The sequence below is a fragment of the Prosthecobacter sp. genome, from assembly GCF_046154365.1.
Classification (GTDB): Bacteria; Verrucomicrobiota; Verrucomicrobiia; order Verrucomicrobiales; family Verrucomicrobiaceae; genus Prosthecobacter.
This window is the reverse complement of record NZ_JBJXFV010000101.1, coordinates 1-23,311: the sequence shown is the minus strand read 5'-3', so window position 1 is coordinate 23,311 and position 23,311 is coordinate 1. Positions and strand designations below refer to the sequence as shown.

Sequence of the window (23,311 nt, the reverse complement as noted above, 5' to 3'; positions counted from 1 at the left end):
CTACTTCTGATAAATCGGCAGGAAGTGATGATGCACGGAGAGGCTTAGCAGCGCGAGCGAGGTGGCATAGACGGCACCGGCGCTTTTTTCGTTGCCGTTGCGCGGATACCAACTGCCGTCCTGTGACTGGGCGGCGATGAGGGTTTTCTCCGTTTTCTCGCGTGCGGTGGCGGCGTGGTCACCACCGCGTTGATACATACCCTGCGCGTAGTAGTAACAGCCGTAGTAGAACCAGGGTTCGTTCAGTTCAGGCGGTGATTTGAGCAGCCACTTCGCGGAGCCGATCACTTCGGGTGCTTCATACTGGCCGCAGACTTGCAGTGAGAGCAGACCAGCCGCCGTGGTCGAGAACGTCTGCCTGCCGCCGTAGGGTTCGTAGCTGAACGCAGCGGAATCGCTCTTGGGATTGCCGTTGGAGTCACGCTCGACGCGGTAGCTGCGTTTGATGTAAGCGATGGCGTTGTCGATGGCCTCCTTGGGCACTTCAAAGCCCGCATTTTTCGCGGCACGCAACGCCATGACCTGCCAGACACTGACGGAGATGTCGCTGTCGCTTGAACTCGGCTCGTAGCGCCAGCCACCGCGATTTGCCTCGCTCTTGGGCACCTGCTGGGAGCGGATGATGAGTTGAATCGCCCCCTTCAATTGGTCGCGCAGGCGTTTGTCGGTCGCGTCATCCGGCGAGTGGCCGATCATCTCGCCCAGCATCAGGGAGATGATGCCGTGACCATACATGCGGGAGCGGTCACTGCGGCCGAGATAGCCGTTTTCATCGGCCTCGACGCCTTCCACGACGAAACGCAATGCTTTGCCGCAGGCCTGGCCTTCGGGCGTGGGATCATCCGGCATATGACCGACTGAAGCGAGCCCCATGAGTGCCAGCGAGGTCATCGCCGCGCTGTGGGAGGGGAGATCGCCACGCTTTGGCTTTGCGTCCGATTTTTCATCCACGATGTGCCCGGCGGACTTCTGCTGCCGCATGAGCCAAGCCACAGCCTTTTCCACCGCTGCTTTGACCTGAGGGGAGATCAGTTCGGGTTTCGGCGTCTGGGCGGTGAGGGAGACAGTTGCCGTGAGGAGGATAAAAAGTGGCCGAAAAATGCGCATGTGGGACAAAAACGGACCCATGCACCCTCATCGTGCGTTCATCCATGGAATTTGCGGCTCATGGCGCAATTGCTTCCAGTTGTTCCAGGCCAGCATGCCAAAAAAGATCAGCGTGAACATGCCGCCACCGACACGTGTGCCAGCACGAATGTCGAGCAGTCTCAAAACACTGTTCTGCAATCCCAACCAGAGATCACGCTCAAATGAGATTGCAGCCATGGCTGCCGCGCAGACGAGGCTGATCGTCAGCGCCTGCCGCTGTTTTCCTGGCCCGAGCCAGGCCAGACAGAGCCTGCCGCCATCCAGTGGCACGATGGGCACCAGATTGAGCAGCGCCCAGAACAGACTGATGACCGTGAAGGCATCGAGCATCTCATGCAGCCACGGCGAGGACACTCGCCACAGCGTGATCGACCAGCCCACTGCGAGCCCGAAGAGAATCTGCAAACCGGGGCCGGCAGCGCTGATGATGAGGTCCTCTTTGCGCGTCAGCATGTTGCTGCCCTGTGCCAGACCGCCGAACGCATACAGCGCGATGCTCACACGCCGGTCGCCGTAGTTTCGCATCGTCAGCGCATGGCCCAGTTCATGAATGAGGATGGACAGAAACACCGCCACCATCCAGCCCAGCAGTCCGCGCAGTTGTTCCGGTGAGTTCGCACTCAGCGCTCCGCCCATCAGCGCCGTGTTCAGCCAGAAGATCCAGTGGATGAGAATGGGGAAGCCGAAAAGTGTGAAGCGCAGCATGAATGGAGTTTAGAGGTTCAGGGTTCAAAGTGCAATGTTCGTGGTTCTTCACCGGAAATCTGTTTGCCGAATGAGCGCGGGCGGTTACTATCGCGCCCTCACGTTCCTGCCTGCATAGCTCAGTGGTAGAGCAGCGGTTTTGTAAACCGCAGGTCGTCGGTTCGACCCCGACTGCTGGCTCCATTTTTCGCATGTCTGATTTCATGAAAATCGGCGCTTATTTGGATTGTTGCCGCATCGCTGGAGAAAGGATCGAATAACGATCCATGATGTGGTGAAAGTATTTCAGCCCGAAGGGGTCAATCTGGGTCTGCTTGGTGTCGTGTTGGCTGATTCTGACGTGAGGTTTAAATTACAATTATTCTGGAGAGCGCCATTAATAATAGAATATCCTCGTTGTGACCCTTTAACAATCAATGCAAACATGTATGCGTGATATTTCACAAAGTCCGATGAAGCTTTTTCTCTGCGCCTTTCTGCTTGTCCTTCTTGGACATGGCTTTGCGGCTGACTCGAATGGTTCGGTTTCGATTGCCGTTGGCAGTGTCACCCTCGTTCCAGTCGGCGGCGGTGCTGAGGTTCCTCTCAAAGTGGGTGATGCTGTGCCGGTGGGTTCGACGGTGAAAACGGGCGTGGCCTCCCGGGCGGTCATCAAAACGACGAAGCAATCCGCCGTCAGAATCGCCGAGAATTCCCAGGCCATCTTCATGGAACTGGTCGATTCAGATGCGACACCCAAAGTGCTGATCGATTTGAAGGCAGGCAGCATGGGGGCGTTGATCCAGCCACAGGCGCAATCGGTGATGGACTTCAAGATTAAAACTCCCACTGGCATCGCGGCGGCACGCGGCACGATGTATGCGGTGTCGGTCGAAGACGGCAAGGGCTTCGTCAAAGTCGAGCATGGCAAGGTGGATGTGATACCAACCAATGTGCAGAAGCAGGTGCCCGAGACCGGCAAGGTGACAGTGGTGGTGGGCAAAGTGACTGAGACTCCAGCCGGTGAGGCCGAACATCCGTTGAAGGAAGGTGGCATTGTCACCTTGGGCAGCACGATCAAGACCGGTCCTGAATCGCGTGCGACTGTGACCATGACGACGACGTCTGCGGTTCAAATCGGCCCCAATTCTGAAGTTGTCGTCAATGAGATCGTAGAATCCAAAGATGCACCCCGGGTGCTGCTGGACCTGAAGAACGGCACGATCGGAGCCTTGGTGAATCCTGGGGCGAAGGGGAAAACGGATTTCAAGATCAAGACCCCCAGCGGTATCGCCGTGGCAAAGGGTGCCTTCTATTCTGTCGCAGTCGAAAATGGCAAAGGTTATGTGCATGCCAAGGAAGGCGAAGTGGTCGTCGTTCCTCTTGCCACCACAGGTGCCGCCCCGTCCGCTGACAAGCCAAAGCAGTAATCAATACTCATGGCACCGGGGCGTCCATTTTTGTGGAGAGTCCATGCCCCTAGCTGGGTATGTACGTGGATTTGCGCCCTTGGTGTGCAGATTTCGTGTCCTGCAAATCCCATCGGTGGTGTCGTGACCCTCGGTGATGCGCAGATTCAAAACAGCGTGCCCGGCTTGACGACGATTGTGCAGAGCACCGATCGTGCAGTCATCGACTGGCAGTCATTCTCGATTGGAGCGGGTGAACGAACGAATTTCATCGTTCCTGATGCCACCTCAGCGACGTTGAACCGCGTGCTGGGTTGTGATCCTTCGATCTTGAATGGAACGCTGACCTCCAACGGTCATCTTTTTCTGCTCAACTCCAATGGCATTATTTTCGGCCAGGGATCGACGGTGGATGTGGGCAGTCTGACGGCTTCGACCCTGGATCTCGATAATGGCGCGTTCATGGCCGGTGGTGAAATGGTCTTCAAAGGCTCTTCGGAGGCGGCGGTGAAGAATGCAGGCATGATCAATGCCTCCACGGGGGATGTGTTCTTGATCGGCTACCAAGTCTCCAACTCTGGCACCATCAGGGCTCCCAACGGCACGGTGGGACTAGCGGCGGGTTCTGAAGTGCTGATCATGCCGGTGGGTGATGAACGCGTGGTGGTGCGCAATGCCGCAGGCTCCAGAAAAAAGACCGGCGTGAGCAACAGCGGAGTGATCGAAGCCAATGTGGCTGAGATCAAGGCGTACGGCGGCAATGTGTATGCGCTTGCCATTCGCAACACCGGACGTATCGCCGCTACTGGTGTCACCAGGCAGGGCGGGAGAATCTTGCTCAGTGCCAACGGCGGAAAAATCGAAAACAGTGGTAGTTTGGTGGCCCGTGGCACCTCGGGCAATGGCGGGCAGATCAAGGTCAGCGCTGGAAGCAAAGGCAAAGTGACGATCAACGGACGCGTGGATGCAGACGGCCCCGATGGCTCTGGCGGCCAGGTTTCAATCACGGGTGAACAAGTCACGATTCGGCGTGCCATATGGGTCAGTGCCGATGGAGCAACCGAAGGTGGTCGCGTTAGCATCGGGTCCGATGCTGAAGCTGGCACTGATGAGGCAGCGGCCTCGAAAACGGTCATCGAAGGAGTCATCAGTGCCAACAGCAGCCAGGGAATGGGCGGAGAGATTCGCTTGGGCGGCAACTCACTCACACTTGAGGGAGAATCTGTGATCAGTGCGAGCGGTGCGTTGGGTGGTGGACGAATTTTCGCTGGCGGCGGCTTTGATGGCAGTCTGGTGAATTCGACCTGTGTCTTGGTCGAATGCGGTGCGCTGCTTACTGCGAATGCGCTCGAAAATGGCAATGGCGGCAAGGTCATGGTTTTGGCCAGCAAGGAACTCACTTTCCAAGGCAGTTTGCAGGCGTTGGGCGGTGTGAACTCCGGCGCTGGTGGTTATGCCGAGTTGTCAGCCAAGGAATCGCTGAGTATCGCCCAACTCGGCGGATATTTGGACTTGAGCGCGTCGAATGGCCGTGCTGGCAGCCTGCTGATTGCCTCTGGTGGCATGCTGATCCTCAATCCTGGCAACTGTCCGCCGCAAACCAATTTCCTGGATGCTGAGGATGTCTCCAATTTTCTCAACACGGCCAACCTCACAGTTCAGACCGACCGCAGTGGTGATGGCAGCGGCAACATCGTGGTGAGTGGCACGGTCGCCTGGTGCTCGGCGAATTCGCTCACCATCAATGCGGACTGCGATTTCAGCATGATCAACACCGATGGAGGTGTCGGCATCATCGATTCTCAAGGTGGAGGCAACGTGACGATCAGTGCCACGGGTTCCGTCTTGCTTGAAGCTGAAACATGCATTGTTACAAGCACCGGCAATGTGAGTCTTACGGGAGTCGGAGTAACGAGCATCGGGGGGACGGTAAATGCAGGAAGTGGAACGATCCTGCTGGATGGCAACGATGGTGCGATTCACTTGGCGGGAGCGCTGACGACGACAAATGGGACGGGCACTGCGGTACGGATCATCGATGCGACAACGGTGACTTTGGGCGACATCACGACGGGAGCAGCAGGGACAGTGGTGCTCGGCGAATCGGGTGGAGACACTCTGAGTGGCGCGGTGACGCAGACGGGAGCCATCAACGCGGGCACAGTGATTGGGAACACCGGCAGCACCGTGACGTTGGACGGCAACAACACGGTTGGCGGCTTGGGAGCGTTCACGAGCACCGGGGCATTCACGTTCAATGACACAACCGGCGGCTTGAATATGACGGGCAGCGTGGAGACTCGTGGCGGCGCGGCGGCGATTTCGACGATGGGTGGCGTGCTGGCTCTAGGAAGCAACAGCATTACGACGAGTGGTGGTAATGTGAGCCTGACGGGAACGGGAGTGACGAGCACCGGCGGAACGGTGAATGCAGGAGCGGGAACGATCTTGGTGGATGGCAACGATGGGGCGGTCAATCTGGCGGGAGCGCTGACGACGACGAACGGCACGAGCACAGCGGTGCGGATCATCGATGCGACGACGGCGAGCTTGGGCAACATCACAACGGGAGCGGCAGGCACGGTGGTGCTCGGCGAAGCCGGAGGAGACAACTTGAGTGGTGCGGTGACGCAAACAGGATCCATCGATACTGGCACACTCACTGGCAACGGCGGCAGCACGGTGATGCTGGATGGCAGCAACAAGGTGGTCAATCTGGGGCCGCTTACGAGTGTTGATGAGTTTGTGTTTAAAGACACGACCGGCGGCTTGAACGTGACGGGTAACGTGGAGACCCATGGCGGCGCGGCGACCGTTTCGACGGCGGGTGGAGCGTTGGCGTTGGGTAACAGCAGCATCACGACGCAAGGCGGCAATGTGAGCCTGACGGGAGTCGGTGTGACGAGCAGCGGGGGCGCCGTGGACGCTGGAGGCGGAACGATCTTGGTGGATGGCAACGACGGCGCGATCAATTTGGCTGGAGAGCTGAAGACGACGAACGGGACTGCCAGTGCGGTGCGAGTCATCGACGCGACGACCGCAAGTTTGGGCAACATCACGACGGGAGCGGCAGGAACGGTGGTGTTGGGTGAGGCCGGAGCAGACAATCTGAGTGGAGCGGTGACGCAGACAGGCGCTATCGACGCCGGCACGCTCACTGGCAACGGTGGCAGCACGGTGACCTTGGATGGCAGCAACAAGGTGGTCAATTTGGGTCCGCTCACGAGCGTTGATGCGTTTGTGTTCAATGACACGACCGGTGGCTTGAACGTGACAGGCAACGTGGAGACTCGTGGCGGTGCAGCGACGGTTGCGACGGCCGGTGGAGCGTTGGCGCTGGGCGGCCATAGCGTCACGACGAGTGGTGGCAACGTGAGCCTGACGGGTGAGGGTGTGTCGAGCACCGGGGGCGCAGTGAATGCTGGAAGTGGAACAATCCTGGTGGATGGCAACGATGGAGCGATCAATCTGGCCGGAGCGTTGACGACGACGAATGGGACGAGCACGGCAGTGCGGGTCATTGATGCGACGACGGCGAGCTTGGGCAATATCACGACAGGAGCCGCAGGCACGGTGGCGCTGGGCGGAACTGCGGGAGACAATCTGAGTGGCGCAGTGACGCAGACGGGTGCCATCAAAGCAGGGGGCTTAATCCTGGCAGGGAATGGCGATTTTACTCTGACAGGAGCCGCCAACGCGATTGGTGTGGTGGCCACGGCTGGCCCCGTTGGTTCCTTGGCACTGGCGAACAGCATAGGTTTGACGATCGGCGGCGTTGGTGCTGCCAGCGGACTGAGTGCCATGGGGGATATTCGTGTCGCCGTGACTGGCACAGAGGGTTTATTGATCCAACACGACATCACTTCGCAGGGTGGTGTGATCTCGATGAACGCTGCCGGCATTGCGGTGAACAGCGCCACGATTTCGAGTGTCGGGACCGCCGCCGTGACTCTCACGGCAAATCAGTTTGTGTTGTTGAATCAACCCATCATCCAAGGCGTGCTCAATGGGGCCGGCAGCACGGCGCAACTCAGCCTGAGTGATTCCAATCTCACGACCGGTCAAAACTACATCGTCGGCGCAGACAAAATCACCGCAGGCAGCCGGATTTATTCCTTCCAGAACATGTCTGCCCTGCGCCTGGATCTCGGTTCAGGAAATGACAATGCCGACACGAATTTTTTCAGCTTCACGCAGCACTTCAACGCTGGTGGTGGCTCCAACAAATTCGTCGTGGACGGCAAGGTGGAGACGAATTCACCGCTGACCCGCCCAGGCTTCGGTACGATCACGTTTACCGAACTCCTAGTCCCGAATACAGCACCCTTTGGCGCTGTGCTGCTGCAAAACGCCACGCCGGGCAGCGGCCCGGGATCGGGTTCATCGTCGCAGACCAACAATTTTAACTCGACCGGGACGTCAGGCGCGACATCGGGTGCTTCGCTGGCTGGTCTCGGTGCTGGTGGTGCGTCCGCAGCTTTGTCTGGCGGTCTGACGGCGAGTTTGAGCGGATCGATTGGTCAGAGTCTGGGCCTGGTTTCCGCAGGCGGCGGAGCGCCGCCAAGTTTTGGGCTGCAATCGCAGATGAACGCCACGACCTCGGCGGCGACCGAAAGTGAGCTGAGCCTGGCATTGGGCGGTGACGGCACGATGGGCGTGCGCTCAAGTACCGGTCTGGTTGCAGTGGATCCCAGCAGTGGTCCGCCCACGCCGAAGGCGATGGCGCAATTGGATGAAGGTTTCAGCCTGCTGGCTTTGAGCGAACTGTCCTTTGGCGCGATTGGTTTGAACCAAGTGACGGTGACGAGCCAGCTCGGTGTGCAGTCGATGGTTCTGGGCGGTCCGCCGCCGAACACCGCCCTGCTGCAACTGATGGCGAAGACCGCAAGCCCCGAGTCTTTCAGCCAGCTCTTTGCGATGCTGGGTGGTGATGGCACCGCGCGCATCGACAATCTCGCAGGCAGCGTTGCCGTGGACTTGCTGGGAAAGGGTGTGCCTGGATACATTCAATCCATCCTGGCGGCTGTCATCACCCCCGGCGCGTTTGGGGAGCTGTCTCATGCCCTCGGCGGCACCGGTGAGTTCATCGTGAATGATGCCTATGGCCTGGCCATCATGGATCCTTCAGGTGCTCCCGCTGGACAGCAGGTGTCAGCCGCAGCGCTCGCCATGCTTGCAGCGGGAGCAAACAGTGAGTTATCGCTGGTGTTGGGTGATGAAGGCGCTGGTCTGGTAATGGCTTGGGATGGCATTCAGAGCACCGCCTTCGACACCGCTCTGCCAAGTCCGCTGGTGATCGCTCAGTTGAATGCCGCAACCAACCCCCAAAGCCAGGAGGAACTCGACACCGCGACACGCTGACCGCGTTGGTCATTGCCTTATGAAAACGTCTTCATTCATTCAGTTCATCTGTGTTCTCCTGCTCATGCATGGGCTAACTTTCCACAGCTTCGCTCAAACGAGCAGTGCTGGAAACTTGGTGGACCGAGTACAGCCGCCGACGGCTCAGAAAGAAGCTCCCGCACCCTCCGCCGCGCCTGCGACCACGCCGTCAACGGCCAAAGCCAATGATGAAGGCGATCCCAAGCCGTTGGGGGTGAATCTGCGCGGCTTGCAGTTGATTTCCAAAGCCACCAAGCCGCTGCCCAAGGACATGCGCGGCGTCATGGTGGTGGACCCGGCCTTGCATCTGCCGCCGCAGCTCGCAGAAAATTTGCAGAGCGAGTTCATGGGACAGCCGCTCAGCATGGCGCTGCTCAATCGCATGGTGAAGAAGATCAACAAGGCGTATCAGACCACTGATTTCCCGTTGGTGGACGCCTATCTGCCGCAGCAGGACATCACCAGCGGTCAGGTGCAGGTGATGGTGCGCGAGGCGGTGCTCGGTGCGGTGCGTGTGGAAGGCGCGAAGCACTCCAACACCGGTTACATGATGCGCCAGGTGCAGTTGCAGCCGGGCGCTCGCATTGACACCGCCATGATCGGCAAAGATGTCGCATGGCTCAATGAGAACCCCATTCGCAATGTGAAGGTCGTGTATGAACGTGGTAGCAAGGAAGGTTCCAGCGATGTCATTTTGAAGACGAAGGAGGTCAACCCCTTCCAAGTCTATGCCGGCTATGCCAACTCGGGTCTCGCCGCCACCGGCTTGAACGAAGTGTCGGGCGGCCTCAATTGGTATCAGGTGCTCGGCACGGAGCAGTCGCTCGCGTATCAATTCTCCGGCAACCAGGAACTCGACGCTCTCAAGGTGCATGCGTTGGTCTGGGGCATTCCGTTTCCTTGGCGGCATCGTTTGCAGTTGATCGGTGTGATGGCGGACAATGCGGTGCAAACCGGACCGCCTGGCGCTCCGCTGGGCATCAATGGTCAGAGCCGACAGCTCACCGCCGCCTACACCATTCCCATCGCCAGTGCCTGGAGCAAAGTGCGCCACAAGGCGACCATCGCCGCCGACTATAAGAGCACGACGTCAGACATCCTGTTCGGCGGCCAGTCACTGGCGACGAATGACGCCGAGGTCATGCAGTTCCGTGCCGGCTACGATATTGTCATCAATGACAAGCTCGGGTTCACACGCCTGGCCGCCACCGGTGTTTACAGCCCTGGCAACTTGCTCGGGCGCAACACGTACGCGGCCTTTGATCAACTCCGTGCTGCTTCTCAAGCGGACTATTGGTATGCCATGGCGGAACTGGACCGGCTGCTGCGCCTGCCGAAGGGCTACTCCGTCGCACTGCATGTGGCCGGTCAGTATTCCAAATACCGGCTCCTGCCGACCGAGCAGGTGCTCGCAGGCGGCTATCGCACGGTGCGTGGCTATCTGGAAAGCTCGGCGCGTGGCGACTCCGGCATCAAAGCCAGCATGGAATTCAACTTTCCGGCCATGCATTTGACGAAATGGGGCGGCGAGGACGACAGTCTGAACACGTTCGCATTTTACGACTGCGCCTACCTCACCAGCGTGGGTTCGCTCACCTCGGAGCCTGATCAGAACCTCCACAGCGCCGGTGTGGGCCTGCGTTACAGCGTGAGCAATCACTTTGACCTCCGTCTGGCCTATGGCTGGGCCTTGCAGCACTCTGGCATCGCGTACGCGCCGACCGGACGTTTGCATTTCGGCATGAACATGAAGTATTAGCCGCCGGACCGGCTTCACTCATCTCCCTGAACCCATCGCATCACATTCCATGCAAAAGCAGCGCCTCGGCAGTTTGAAATTTGTGGTCAAACTGCTGCCTGCGGTGCTGCTGCTGGCGCTCGGCCTCAGTTATACTCGGCTGGGGGTGGAATTGGAGAATCTCACGCTCGACTGGCGTTTTCAGGCGCGTGCGGCGGCAGATCCGGCGGCGCATGCCAAGGTGCTCGTTGTCGGCATTGATGAGGATGCGCTGGCCAAGTATGGCCGCTGGCCGTGGTCGCGTGATGTTCACGGCAAACTGATGACGCAGCTTGCTGCTCGTCCTCCGGCGGCTGTGGCCTTCGATCTGCTCTTCACCGAACCCAGTGCCGATCCGGTCATGGATCAAAAGTTTGGCGATGGCTTGGCGCTCCTGCCTTCCTCCATCACCGCCGCTGCTGCGGAAACATTGGAACACGTCGCGAAGTTCACCGCCGAGTATGCGGGTAACACGAAAGCGATTACGCACTTCCAAGGTGATCCTGCTCGTCTTATCGGCAACGATACCGGTCTGCTGCCCGTCCAGATCATTGCCGAGAGTTCCCACACCGGTTTTGTGAACTCACCGCCCGGCCCGGATGGTGTGCGTCGTCTTTTGCCGCTTGTCGTGCGTTGTGGGACGCGGGTTTTCCCCAGCTTGGTATTGCAGGCATTGCTGCAAAGCGAAGGACTCGACACCGATGCCGTGGATGTCGTGCTCGGCCAGCAGGTGCGTGTCAAAGGTGCCAAGCAGGCCTGGAACATTCCCATCGATGAAGCCGGTCAGATGACCGTCAACTATCGTCGTCCTGACAGCTTCACCTTCTTTCCGTATGCCGGCTTGGTGTCGCAGTTGGAGGCGCAGCAGGGCAGGGAATGGCCCAAAAACTTCCCACCCGTCGAAGGGCAGATTCTTTTCGTCGGTCAGTCCGCTGCCGGTCTCTCCGACCTTGGCCCCACGCCACATGGTCCGCAGATTCCACTGGTGCTGATTCATGCCAATGCCCTCAGCAACATCCTCAGCCAGGATTTCATCACGTATCCCGATCTTCGCATCGTCATCGCTGGCTGGATCCTCCTGGCGCTGCTCACCAGTCTGCTGCTGCGGCATGGTGCCATCTGGCTTTCGGTGTTGGTGCCAGCGCTGATGATCGGTGCCTATGTGTTCGCCGCCTTTTATCTCTTCCAGGCTGCGAGCCTGCAACTGCCCGTCGTGTGGCCCATCTTCGGCTTTGTCATGGTGCAGGGTGGCTCCATGCTCCACCGCCTGGTGATCGAACTGCGCGCCAAGAGCCGCATCACCGGCATGTTCGGAACCTTCGTCGCACCGCAAGTGGTCAAACAGATGATCTCGTCCGGCGAGGAGCCGAAGTTGGGCGGCCACCAGGCGGAGATCACCGCCTTCTTCAGCGACATCGCCGGCTTTTCCTCCTTCTCAGAAAAAATGTCCGCCGAACGCCTTGTGCTCCTGATGAACGACTACCTCACGGAGATGACCGACATCCTCCACGATAATGGCGGCACGCTCGACAAATTCATCGGCGACGCCATCGTCTTCATGTTCGGCGCTCCGCTGGCCTTTGCCGGTCATGCGTACAGCGCCTGCCGTGCCGCCTTGCTCATGCAGAAACGTCAGCTCGAACTGCGCGAGAAATGGCGCAAAGAGGGCGATTGGCCCGACATCGTTTTCGAAATGCAGACCCGCATCGGCCTCAATTCCGGTCAGGCCATCATCGGGAACATGGGTTCCCGCCGTCGTTTCAATTACACCATGATGGGCGACACCGTGAACCTCGCCGCCCGCAGCGAAAGCGGCGCGAAGAGCTACGGCGTCTATACCATGATCACCAGCGAGACCAAGACCCTCGCCCAGGCCTTCAAGGACGACATCACCTACCGTTTTCTCGACCGCATCATTGTCAAAGGCCGCAGCACGCCCGTCGAAATGTATGAACTCGTCGGTTTCGATGCCGAGATCACCCCCGAGACCCAGGAATGCCTCTCTTTGCACAAGCGCGGCATGGAGCGCTACCTCGCTCAGGACTGGGACGGCGCGAAGACCCTGTTCCAGTCTTCCGCCACCCGCGAAATCCATAAAGACTCCAATCCCTCCCTCGTCATGATCGGGCGTTGCGACGCCCTCAAAGCCGAGCCCCCGCCCGCCGATTGGGATGGCGTCTTTGTGATGAAGACGAAGTGAGGCGTTGCCTCAACCCATCATGAAGTGGTCCGCACACTCCGGGTGCGGCGTCCCTGTTCCAAGCAACGCAAAGAACCTGACAGGCAGTAACGAAAGTGAACACGAACGGCGAGTGCGGTGCCTCACTGGTGCGGTTTCGGAACATCCGCATCAAGGAGTTGCCCCACGCGAAAGAGTGCGCATGCCCGGTGATAACGAGCCGTGCCACCACCAGCTTCTCGCCATGAGGCGCGACATCTCGGCAGATCATTCCAAGGATTGGTCATCAATAGCGCAGGGCTTCACACGCTCCGCTTTCCGGCCCTCAAACTGAATTGGTGGATTGGTGGAAACATCCGTGGCGTGGCAGTCGTTACGCGGCTTCCATTTTACCATGAAACGATTCCTGCTCTCCTTCCTGCTGTCTTCTTCCCTGCTGGCCGATGATGCGGCTGATCTGATCGCGCAATCCGGCGTCAAAGGCGGGATCGTGGTGCATGTGGGCTGCGGGGACGGGAAATTGACGCAGGCGTTGCAGGTGAATGAGCGCTATCAGGTGCAGGGATTGACGCAGGACGCGACGACGGTGCCGGGAGTGCGGGAGGTGATTCATCAAGCAGGGAAGTATGGAGCGGTAGCGGTGGAGAGCTGGGATGGGACGCATCTGCCGTACATCGAGAATTATGTGAATCTGCTTGTTGTCGAGGATGCGGCGGCCGTTTCAAACGAGGAGATCGACCGCGTGCTGACGCCGCTGGGCGTGGCGATGGTGCGCAAGGCGGGCGGGGGCTGGGAGAAGATCACCAAGGCGTGGCCGAAGGGCATGGATGAGTGGACGCATTATGCGTATGACTCGAAGGGCAACCCAACTTCGAAGGATGCGCTGGTGGGGCCGCCGTCGCGCATGCAGTGGGTGGGAAACCCGCGCTGGAGCCGCCATCATGACCGTATGTCTTCAGTGAGCGCACAGGTGAGCGCGGGTGGTCGGATCTATTACATCATGGATGAGGGCAGCCGCATTTCGATCCTGATGCCGGCGAAGTTTGCATTGATCGCTCGTGATGCGTTCAATGGCACCGTCTTGTGGAAAAAGCCGATCCCGCAGTGGAGCACGCATCTGTGGCCGCTGAAGTCAGGGCCGACACAGCTCACGCGTCGTCTCGCGGCGATTGGTGACAAGGTTTACGTGACGCTGGGCATCACCGACCCGATCACCTGCCTGGATGGTGCGACGGGTGAAGTGGTGCGCGAGTATGCGCAGACGAAGGGCGCGGAGGAGCTGCTGTATCGCAATGGCACGCTCTATGCGTTGGTGAATCCGGAGGCGTGGCGCTTGAACGAGGAGTTTGCGGTGAAGCAGCAGAGCGATCAGAAACGCGTGGAGACGGAATTCAACTGGGATGGCAAGCCACGCAAGCTGTTCGCCATCGAGGCGGCGAGCGGCAAGACCTTGTGGCAGGTGGAGGACAAGATCGGGCCGATCACGCTGGCGCTGGATGATCAACGTCTCGTCTATTACAACGGCGACGGGCTGACCTGCCGCGAGGTGAAGACGGGCACGGTGAAGTTTGCCGACGTGCCGGAGAACCGGCGCAAGCTCTATGAGTTCAACTTCGCGCCGCGTGTGGTGCTGAACAACGACGTGATCCTGTATGCGGGCGGTGATGGCCTGATGAAGGGCATCAACGCGGACACGGGCAAGGAGCTGTGGAGTTCATCGCACGAGAAGAGCGGCTACCGCAGTATGGAGGACGTGATCGTGGCGCAGGGCCTGGTGTGGAATGCGGGCACGACGAGCGGGAATCAAACGGGCGAGTACACAGGCCGCGATCCGCTGACGGGTGAGGTGAAAAAGCAGTTCTACCCCGATGTGCCGGAGGGGACGTACTGGTTTCACCATCGCTGCTACATGGCGAAGGCGACGGAGAAGTTCCTCATGCCATCGCGCACGGGCATCGAGTATGTCGATATGGAGAAGCAGCACTGGGATCTGAACCACTGGGTGCGCGGTGCGTGTCTCTATGGCGTGATGCCATGCAACGGCCTGACGTATGCCGGACCGCACAACTGCGCGTGCTATCCTGAAGCGAAGCTCGACGGCATGAGCGTGATGGCCTCCGCGCCGCGTTATCCCATGCCGGCCTACACGGCGGACAACGCGCGTTTGACCAAGGGGCCGGCGTATGCGGAAGCGATCACTGAAGTGGCGGCGGATGCGAAAGATTGGCCGACGTATCGCGCTGACAATGCGCGCAGCGGCTTCTCGAACCAGGATTTGAAGAAGGATCTCGGCATGGCCTGGGAGGTGAAGCTGACGCCGCCGCTGAGCACGACCACGACCGCCGCAGGGCTGACGTTTGTCTCGGAAGTGGACAAGCACACGCTGCATGCGTTTGACTCGGCGACGGGCAAGGAAGCGTGGCATTTCATCGCGGGTGGCCGCGTGGATTCACCGCCGACGTACTGGCAGGGCAGGGTGTTCTTTGGCGGCAAGGATGGCCAAGTTTATTGCCTGCGTGCCAAGGATGGCGCGCTGGTGTGGAAGTTCCAGGCCGCGCCCGTCATGCTGAGCCACGGGGCGTGGGAAATGATGGAGAGCGTGTGGCCGGTGCATGGCAGCGTGCTGGTGGAGAACGGGTTGGTGAGCTGCATCGCCGGGCACTCGTGCTTCCTGGATGATGGGCTGTGGTTCTACCGCCTCGATGCGAAGACCGGTGCCATGAAGGTGAAGACGCACTACGATGATCGCGATCCCGACACCGGCGGCGATTTGAACGACCGCCACAAGACGCTGCAGATGCCAGTGGCGCTGAACGACATCTTGAGCAGCGATGGCAAGTGGACCTTCCTGCGCACGCAGAAGATCGGCACGGATGGCGTGCGCGTGGAGGTTGGGCCGATCTCGGGTGAATTCGACAAGCAGGCCGGGGCGCACAAAGGCGAAGGCTCGCATCTGTTCGCACCGATGGGCTTCCTCGATGATTCAAACTTCCACCGTAGCTACTGGGTGTATGGCAAGAGCTTCGCCGGCGGTCATGGCGGTTACTTCCAGGCCGGCAAGTATGCGCCGGCGGGCCGCATCCTCGTTCACGATGACAAGAACGTGTATTCGTATGGCCGAGAGGCGCAGTACTACAAATGGACGACGACGATGGAGTACACGCTGTTCGCCACGCCGAAAGCGCCGCCGGAACAAGCCTATGATCTCGCCGGCGCAACGACTGAGCGCAAAGGTAACAGCGTGGTGCTCGATGCCGCAGGCAAACCACTCGCCGTGCAGCCCAAAGGCGAAACGCAGGTCGGTCACAGTGAGACCCTGAAGGCCCAGGCGGAAGCGAAGAAGAAGGGCAAGGGCAAAAAGGCGGAAGCCAAGGCTGCGGCGAAAGTGAAAGGCGCTCCAGTTCCTGGCAGCGTGCAGTTCCCCGATGTGGCGGTCCTTGATCCGACGAAAACGCCGATCAGCGTCGAGGCCTGGGTGCTGCCTGACACTGCGAACGGCACGATTTTGAATCACGGTGGTCCGCGGCAGGGTGTGGCGCTCGATATTCGCGACAAGAAGCCGCAGTTCCATGTGCGCAGTGAAAGCCAGCTCAGCAGCATCGTTTCTGCAGAGGCGCTCACCGAAGGCTGGCATCACCTCGTTGGTGTTCTCGCTGCCGACAAGAAGATGACTCTCTATATCGACGGCAAACTTGTCGCCGAAGGTGCGGCGAGCGACCTCGTCGCTGCGAAACCGGCGAATCCACTGTTTGTGGGCAATGGCAATGGTGTCGCCGAAGGCGAAACTGGAGGATTCAGCGGCCTGCTCGATCAATTCGCGCTGTATCATAAGGCGCTGACCGCCGCCGAGGTGCAGCAGCGCTTCGAAGCACCCGACACTAAGCCCGCTGATGCCGTGCTCGTGTGCAACTTCGACAACGGCGACTCGCGCGACAGTTCCGGCAACGATGCGCATGGTGTCGGCGCTGGGCTGGAGACAGGCAAAGGCAAGGTCGGCGGTGCGCTGTGGTTCAAAAGCGGCGCTGCCGGTGGCAAGCCCGGTAAAGCAGGTGGCAGCTTCGTGCAGCACACTTGGGACCGCTTTGTGCCGATTGTTGCTCGCAGCATGGCGCTGGCGGGCAAGACCGTGCTCGTCAGCGGTGCGCCGGACATGATTGATGAAGAGTACGCCTTTGAACGTCTCGCCGCCAAAGATCCCGCCATTCTCAAAGAACTCGACGAGCAGAACGAAGCGCTGGAAGGCCGTCGTGGTGCCAAGATGTGGGCCGTGAACGTTGAAACGGGTGAACAGAGTGCCGGTCTCGAACTCACCAGCCCACCGGTGTGGGATGGCATCACGGTGGCGCAGGGCCGTGTCTATGTAAGCACGATGGATGGCAAACTTCAGTGCTTCGGCAGATGATGCGCCTGCTCACCCTCATTTCCACGCTTTATGCCAGTGGCGTGTGCGCCTGCACGATTCCGGTGTTTCGCTATGCGCTGGATCGTTGGGAGGCGGATAAGTTTCATCTCGTGCTGCCTGCGAGTGCGGCGCAGGATACGGCGTTGCAGGATCTGCTGCGGCCGTTGCGGGCGAATGGAACGGCGAATCTGGACATCATGTCGTCGCGTGATGTCTCGGTGACGATGGCGGAGTTGCGCAATTCGCGTGAGAGCAGCCGACTTGTCTGGTCGGGGGCGCTGAATGAGGCGGCGTTGGCTGCCTTGCTGGATTCGCCTGCGCGGAAAAAGATCGTCGCCAGCATGCTGGCGGGAGATTCCTTCATCTGGGTCATCGCAGACAGTGGATCGCCTGAGGATGCGGTGGAGGTGGAGCGCATCGAGCAGCGGTTACGATTTCTGGAGCAGGTGGCGTCGCTGCCGATTCAAGATCCGAATGACCCAGACAGCCAATTGGGGCCCGGACCGCCCTTGCGGCTGAAATTCACCACGCTGCGGCTGCGACGTGATGATCCCGCTGAAAGTGTGCTGCTGCGCATGCTTGCAGGGCCGCAAGGCAAGGTTGATCCCGGCACGACCAGCTTTGCCGCTGCCGTATTCGGGCGGGGCAGGGTGCTCGGTGCCTGGCCGCTGGCTTTGCTCGATGATGCGGCACTTGAAGACGCCAGCATGTTCCTGGTGGGCCGCTGTGGCTGTCGGCTGAAGAACGAAAACCCCGGCTGGGACATTTTGCTTAATGTGGATTGGGAGAAAGCGCTCCAATCGGTCGTTTCAGCCGCAGAACCATCCGCCAGCGTCACTTCGGCTGTTCCAAAGGCTGCGGCGGTTCCAGAAGTCGTGAGGATCTCAGCGGCTGATGACGGCGAGGCCGCAGCATCGAAATCTGGTGCGATCATCATGGCCGTTGTAACTCTGGGGACCGTTTTACTCGGTGTTTTTTGCCTGCGACCGAAGAAAGCTGGTGTTTGAGCTACCGGGCAGGAAAATGCCTGTTTTTGGCATTACTGGCGATAGCAGGGCCTGTTTGGAAGGATGAGGCATAGCGAGTGCCAGGAGTGAAAATCTCAAAACTGCAAAAAAGATTTGCCGAATCTATTGATTTGAGAGATTATTTAACTTATCTGAATAATCAATAAGTCCTCCCGCTTACCATGAAAAGGATTCTTTTTAGCGCCCTGAGCTTCAGCGTCGCCCTTTGCCACAATGTCCTTGGTCAAGGGGCACCGCCTCCCGGTTATGGGGTCATGGGGGTGCCGCCGCCTGGGTATGGCGCTCCGCCACCGCCTTCGGTCCCTGCTTATCCCAATTCGCTCCCGCCACCGACGGTCTCTGCGGGGGTGGTGGCCCCACCGCCTTACATTGATCCATACGCCTCTGCGCCGCCGCCCGGCCAAGTGTCCTCCTATTCACCTCAAGGAACGGGAGCCTATGGCGCACCGGCTCCTGGCGCGGCGAATTACGGTGCCAAACCCGGCCCTAATTTGGTCAACTTTGACAGTCTGGAAGTTTTCTATCGCTATGTGGATCCAAAGAACAAAGAGCTTGATGGGGCGCATACCATTGGCGGCGCACTCACTGTCGCTTTGTTCAATCCGCTGTATTTGAAATTTGGGGCCTCGTGGGGCAGTGGTTCGGGAGGGGCCAGCACAGTGGGTGGGGCGGCGAATGCGGATTACGATTTTGCCAGTATTCAGGCCGGCGCAGGTTTCCATACGGCACTGATCCACGATCGTCTCACTTTCGTGGCTGAGGCTGGTCTGATTTACTCCAGTCTGCGTGCCACGAATTCGGCCCTGAGCTTCAGCGATGGCTCGATTTATATTCGTCCTGCCCTGCGGTTCACGCCTTTCGACTTCATGGAAGTGCAGGCGGGCGTCACGGTCACCAGTTCGGACAGGTATGACAGCAAGGTGCTGGATGTCTCGACTTACTTCCGGCTGCTGCCCATGTTTGATGTCGGTATTGGGGCTGATTTGGGTGATGCCTCACGTGCTTTCCGCACCAGCCTGCGTCTGCGTTGGTGATCCTGCCGAGTTTTCCTCTGCTCAAAGACTGGCACCCTGTCCCCGCAGGGTGCCTTTTTTTATGCCCTGCGGGTGCGGAGTGACTTCTGGCGCTCTGGGAAACAGGTGCGGCAGATTTCACAGACAGTGCCGTCGCAGCCACGCGCGGTGCAGTGCTCGCGTCCGTAATAGATGATCTGGAGGTGCAGCCGGTTCCATGATTCCTCTGGAAACAGACGTTTCAGATCGCGTTCGGTTTGCAGGACTGATTTCCCCGTCGTCAAAACCCAGCGCTGCGCGAGACGATGAATATGCGTGTCCACCGGAAAAGAGGGCACACCGAAGGCCTGGGCCATCACGACCTGAGCCGTTTTATGACCGACTCCCGGCAGTCGCTCCAAGGCTTCCAGGGAGGCTGGCACTTGGCCCTGATGTTCGGCAAGCAGCATGCCTGACAGCATTTTGATGGCCTTGGCTTTCTGTGGTCCCAGACCGCACGGGCGCACAATAGCCTCGATCTTTTCGAGCGGGGCGGCGGCGAGTGCGGCGGGGGTGCGTCCAAGTTGAAACAACGCCGGAGTCACCTGATTGACGCGGACATCGGTGCATTGCGCTGACAGCAAAACCGCCACCAGCAGCGTGAACGCATCCGCATGATCCAACGGAATCGGCGGTCGTGGATACAATTCGCCCAGCCGTTTCAGAATATACCCAACACGCTCCTGCTTGATCACTGGATGCGAGTCTCCTGGGACTACGAGCTGCCTTCAATACGCGCCACCATGCGGCGAATGTGGGAAAAGCGGGTGCGATCTTTCATGATGGACAGGCTCTTGGAGAACGAGCCCCATTTCAGCACTCGAATGTTCACATTGCGCACGCCCCAGGCCTTCATGGTCGCTTTGTCGGGCTTGTAGAGGTCGATGGTGTTGGTGCCGACCAAGGCAGAGCCATAGTCATCGACCTGATATACGTAGGGCAGTCCTTCAATCTGGAAGATCGTTCCCACCGGATACACCGACCAGTCAGCGGCGGCACTGCGGACGTTGCCATACTTGAGCTGCGTTCCCACTGCTGTCCGGGCACCATAAACGATGTGATCAGACTCCCCGTGGGTGTACGCAGTGGTGCGGACGGCGTTGATGCGCGTGGCGTTTTTATTGAGCGGGCTCGAGCCGAACACTCCAGACGAGGAGCAGGAAGCAAGCATGCAGGCAGCAAAGCCGAGAAGGAGGAGGATGGGAGGGCGCATTGTTATCAACAATATGCTGATTATTAACTTTCCTTTTAGACTACTTATTCTGGGGTAAGCGCCCACCGAAAGCAATCTTTGATTTCAATCCCGCCTTTTTTCGACACGAGATAGCCACACCCAAAACCCCACTTTCTTATGGAAAATCGGGGGCTGTATCGCCAGAGGCCCGTCTTTGCGGCCATGAGGGCCGCTCAGTTCACGCTCACCGTCTTGGCCGCTGCTTTTTTCAGCACCTGGGTCAGTTTTTGGGCGAATTCATGGGGCGACGACGCGCCCTCCTGCTGGTCGATGACCTTGCCGGTGGAATCCAGAAACAGCAGGTGCGGCACCGACTCCAGCTTGTGGCTTTCGAACAGCTTGGTGTTGGCCGCCACATCAATGTCGAGATAGGCCCAGTTGAATTGGTCGTGAAACGGCTTCACCGCTGCGCTCGGATAAACATCCTTCTTCATCTCCTGGCACGGGCCGCACCACGAGGCGGAGAACACCAGAATCGTGGGTTTGCCGTTCGTTGTAGCGGCGGTCATCACTGTGTCCGCGTTGGTGGCGAACTTGGGACTGTCTGCGGGAAAGTCAGAGGCGTGAAGACCGACAGCCAGAGCGGCGGTGGCGATGAGGAACAGGGCTTTTTTCATGGAGAGATTATAAAGGTCGTCGGAAAAACGTTTCGATGGCGGTCATAAGATGCATGATTCCGCGGGATATTCCAGCACGCGCAGGTAGGCCATCCACACCGCCACCTCAGACTTCAATACACAACGCGAGGGCCAGAGGTTCTTCGGGAACGCTCATGAGACGAACAAAAATCAGCGGGCGCTTGCCATCCAGCGCGTCACGCGTCCGCGGGAGAATTCCACCACGCCCGCCGTGTAGGGGATGTAGGTCACTGACGGGCCGCCGCCCATGTAAGGATAGCCGCCGTAGCCATAGGGGCCGTACCCGCCGTACCCAAAACCGCCGTAGCCAAATCCCATGCTCATGTTCATCGTCCGCACCGGTTGCTGATCCACATAGGTCCAACTTTCCAGCTCACGACCGTGGCTGGTGCCCATGGTGACACGATCCGGGCGGCCCCAGGCGAGGAACACCGCGTCGCGGGTCATTCCTTCACGGATCACCCCGCTCGTGACGAGTTGGCGGTCCTTGGTACTGAGTTGCGCGAACAGTTGCGGATTGCGTCCGATGCGTGACTGCGGCGTGGAGGAGGCACATTGGGTCAGCAAAGCTGCGGCCAACAGGCCAAGGCAGGAGCGGAGGAGGGTTTTCATGGTGAATGATAATACGTTTGGATACGGTAAAAAGTCGAGCACGTCTAATGACGCGCGCCAAACCCACTTCGTTCATCTGCCGAAGTGGGAAAACGCCGCAGCCACAGCCAAGCATCTGCCTGTCTTCCAATCACGAGCTAAAGCTCGCAACTACTTTGATGAGTGCCAAGGCATTCATCACGGCCTTGGGCACGAAGGAATCCGGTTCGACGTATTCGGGCAGCTTGGAGCCATCGGCGCTGCGTTCGGAGCAGTGGGCGTTGCCGCCGTGGGGACCGAGACCGTCAAGGGTGGGGGCGAGCTGCCAGAGGTGGTTGGCATCGCTGAGGCCGCCGCGTGGAACGGAGACGGCGGTGAGATTCATGGCGGCGGCGGCTTCGTGCCAGAGATGAAACAGAGCTTCGGATTCCACGCTGCCGGGCCAGGCATTGGTGTGGCCGGTGCGTGCGGCGATGAGCTTCGCGCCATTGGCAGCGGTGCCGGTGAGTGAGGCAAAGAAGTCATCCGCACGTTGCAACGCAGCGGGCGCGGTGGCGCGGCATTCCCATTCGGCAGTGGCCTCGTGCGGGACGCGATTGACGACGGTGCCGCCGTGAATCATGCCGATGTTCACGGTGCGTTCTTCGGCGGCGCTGGTCCGCGCAGCGATGTCGGGCAGCACCAGCGCGAGAGCGTCGATGGCGTTGATGCCTTCATGGTGCTTGCTGCCAGCATGCGCGGCTTTGCCATCCGCCGTGAGCTGCCAGGTGCTGCGGCCCTTGCGCGAGGTGACGATGTGCCAGCCTTGGGCATCGACGGGACCGCCTTCAAACACGAGCACGGCGCGTGCCTTGCCGCCGCAGCGCTCGATGGTGGCGTGGCCGAAGTCATCCCCAGTGATTTCTTCGGCGGCGTTCGCGGCGACGAGCCAGTGTGTTTGCGCAAAAGCTTCAGGCGCGCAGTCGCGGAGGATTTGCAGAATGAGCCAGATCAAGGCAGTGCCGCCTTTGTTATCGACGGTCCCGGGGCCGTAGATGCGGCCTTCATCAGGGCGTTCGTCCCACTGGAAATCATTGCGCTGCTCTTCCTCGGGCGGAAACACGGTGTCGGAATGCGTGACGAGCACGATGGGACCGCCACCGTTGCCGCGATGCGTGAGGAAAAGATGATGACCGGTGCCTGGCGTGGAGCAGGGCGCGAGTTCGGCGGAGAAACCGAGCGCTTCGAAGGCTTCGGCGGTCAATTGGGCGACAGCGTCAACGCCAGCGGCATTCGCGGTGAAGCTGTTGATGGCGACGAGACGACGCAGGAGGTCGAGCGTGGCGGGGAGGTGCGACTCCGCTGAGGATTGCAGGCTTGAGGCAAGGGGAGACATGGAAATGATGAAAGGACGAATGCGCGAACAATGTGCATCTACGTCAGGCCATTCGTCTTTGGAAATTCGTCATTTTTCACGGCTCCGCTGCTTGGAGGCATCTTGACAATTTCTTCGGCGGCTTACCCCCGCTTGAAGCCTGCGGACCACCGTCGGAATCGCCGCTGCAGCTGCTGGATACTTGCTTGTAGGTTTCGGCAGCCCGCAAACCGCCGCTGGAGCCAGGCACACCGCCTTCGGAAGCCTGCTACCATCTGCTGGAAGATCACCACGCGAAGCTGGAGCCTCGTGCGCTGTGGAGCGCCACAACCCTCCGAGGTGGAATACCTCGGCCATCTGGAACCGTGTTCCGGGTGAGAACTTAAAGTAACTGCGTCGCCGTGAGGCGGGGTGGAGAGCAACCAAAAGAAC

Annotated in this window: 14 protein-coding genes and 1 tRNA gene; 8 read left to right on the top strand and 7 right to left on the bottom strand. The window is 59.5% G+C overall.

Annotated features, from left to right (window positions below; all coding sequences use genetic code 11):
- Positions 1–1,107, bottom strand: coding sequence for a hypothetical protein (locus ACKVY0_RS12985; RefSeq protein ID WP_409215250.1), 1,107 nt, complete (start codon positions 1,105–1,107; stop codon positions 1–3).
- A gap of 27 nt (positions 1,108–1,134) precedes the next feature.
- The gene (locus ACKVY0_RS12980) at positions 1,135–1,854 is read right to left on the bottom strand and encodes a site-2 protease family protein (RefSeq protein ID WP_409215249.1); all 720 of its coding nucleotides are present in this window, start codon (positions 1,852–1,854) and stop codon (positions 1,135–1,137) included.
- Positions 1,855–1,962: 108 nt separating this feature from the next.
- Between ACKVY0_RS12980 and ACKVY0_RS12975 the strand changes: the two genes are divergently transcribed.
- The 8 genes from ACKVY0_RS12975 to ACKVY0_RS12940 all read left to right on the top strand — a co-directional run bounded on the left by ACKVY0_RS12975 (position 1,963) and on the right by ACKVY0_RS12940 (position 19,044).
- A tRNA-Thr gene (locus tag ACKVY0_RS12975) sits at positions 1,963–2,037 on the top strand.
- Positions 2,038–2,306: 269 nt separating this feature from the next.
- A complete protein-coding gene (locus ACKVY0_RS12970) occupies positions 2,307–3,263 on the top strand; it encodes a FecR domain-containing protein (RefSeq protein ID WP_409215248.1) in 957 nt (318 codons plus the stop codon).
- 9 nt (positions 3,264–3,272) lie between these two features.
- Positions 3,273–8,603 (top strand): beta strand repeat-containing protein, encoded by a 5,331-nt coding sequence (locus ACKVY0_RS12965; RefSeq protein ID WP_409215247.1) that lies wholly within the window; start codon positions 3,273–3,275, stop codon positions 8,601–8,603.
- A 19-nt stretch (positions 8,604–8,622) separates the two neighbouring features.
- Positions 8,623–10,383, top strand: a complete 1,761-nt coding sequence (locus ACKVY0_RS12960; RefSeq protein WP_409215246.1) for a ShlB/FhaC/HecB family hemolysin secretion/activation protein — start codon at positions 8,623–8,625, stop codon at positions 10,381–10,383.
- Positions 10,384–10,432: 49 nt separating this feature from the next.
- Entirely contained in the window at positions 10,433–12,601 is a 2,169-nt protein-coding gene (locus tag ACKVY0_RS12955) for a CHASE2 domain-containing protein (protein WP_409215245.1), read from the top strand.
- 373 nt (positions 12,602–12,974) lie between these two features.
- A complete protein-coding gene (locus ACKVY0_RS12950; RefSeq protein ID WP_409215244.1) occupies positions 12,975–16,982 on the top strand; it encodes a PQQ-binding-like beta-propeller repeat protein in 4,008 nt (1,335 codons plus the stop codon).
- Complete coding sequence (locus ACKVY0_RS12945; RefSeq protein WP_409215243.1) at positions 16,904–17,989, top strand: hypothetical protein; 1,086 nt, start codon at positions 16,904–16,906, stop codon at positions 17,987–17,989. The genes ACKVY0_RS12950 and ACKVY0_RS12945 overlap by 79 nt, the downstream gene beginning before the upstream one ends.
- A 512-nt stretch (positions 17,990–18,501) precedes the next feature.
- Complete coding sequence (locus tag ACKVY0_RS12940) at positions 18,502–19,044, top strand: hypothetical protein (RefSeq protein ID WP_409215242.1); 543 nt, start codon at positions 18,502–18,504, stop codon at positions 19,042–19,044.
- 59 nt (positions 19,045–19,103) lie between these two features.
- Here the strand turns inward: ACKVY0_RS12940 and nth are convergent, their stop codons facing one another.
- From nth to ACKVY0_RS12915, 5 genes are all read right to left on the bottom strand, one after another.
- Positions 19,104–19,757, bottom strand: coding sequence for an endonuclease III (gene nth / locus ACKVY0_RS12935; RefSeq protein WP_409215241.1), 654 nt, complete (start codon positions 19,755–19,757; stop codon positions 19,104–19,106).
- Positions 19,758–19,777: 20 nt separating this feature from the next.
- A complete protein-coding gene (locus ACKVY0_RS12930; protein ID WP_409215240.1) occupies positions 19,778–20,233 on the bottom strand; it encodes a 3D domain-containing protein in 456 nt (151 codons plus the stop codon).
- Between the two features lie 236 nt (positions 20,234–20,469).
- Complete coding sequence (locus ACKVY0_RS12925) at positions 20,470–20,913, bottom strand: thioredoxin family protein (RefSeq protein WP_409215239.1); 444 nt, start codon at positions 20,911–20,913, stop codon at positions 20,470–20,472.
- A gap of 171 nt (positions 20,914–21,084) precedes the next feature.
- Positions 21,085–21,546 (bottom strand): hypothetical protein, encoded by a 462-nt coding sequence (locus tag ACKVY0_RS12920; protein ID WP_409215238.1) that lies wholly within the window; start codon positions 21,544–21,546, stop codon positions 21,085–21,087.
- Between the two features lie 130 nt (positions 21,547–21,676).
- Positions 21,677–22,900 carry a M20/M25/M40 family metallo-hydrolase gene (locus tag ACKVY0_RS12915; RefSeq protein WP_409215237.1) on the bottom strand — a complete coding sequence of 408 codons (1,224 nt, stop codon included), beginning with the start codon at positions 22,898–22,900 and terminating at the stop codon, positions 21,677–21,679.
- Between the last annotated feature and the right edge of the window lie 411 nt (positions 22,901–23,311).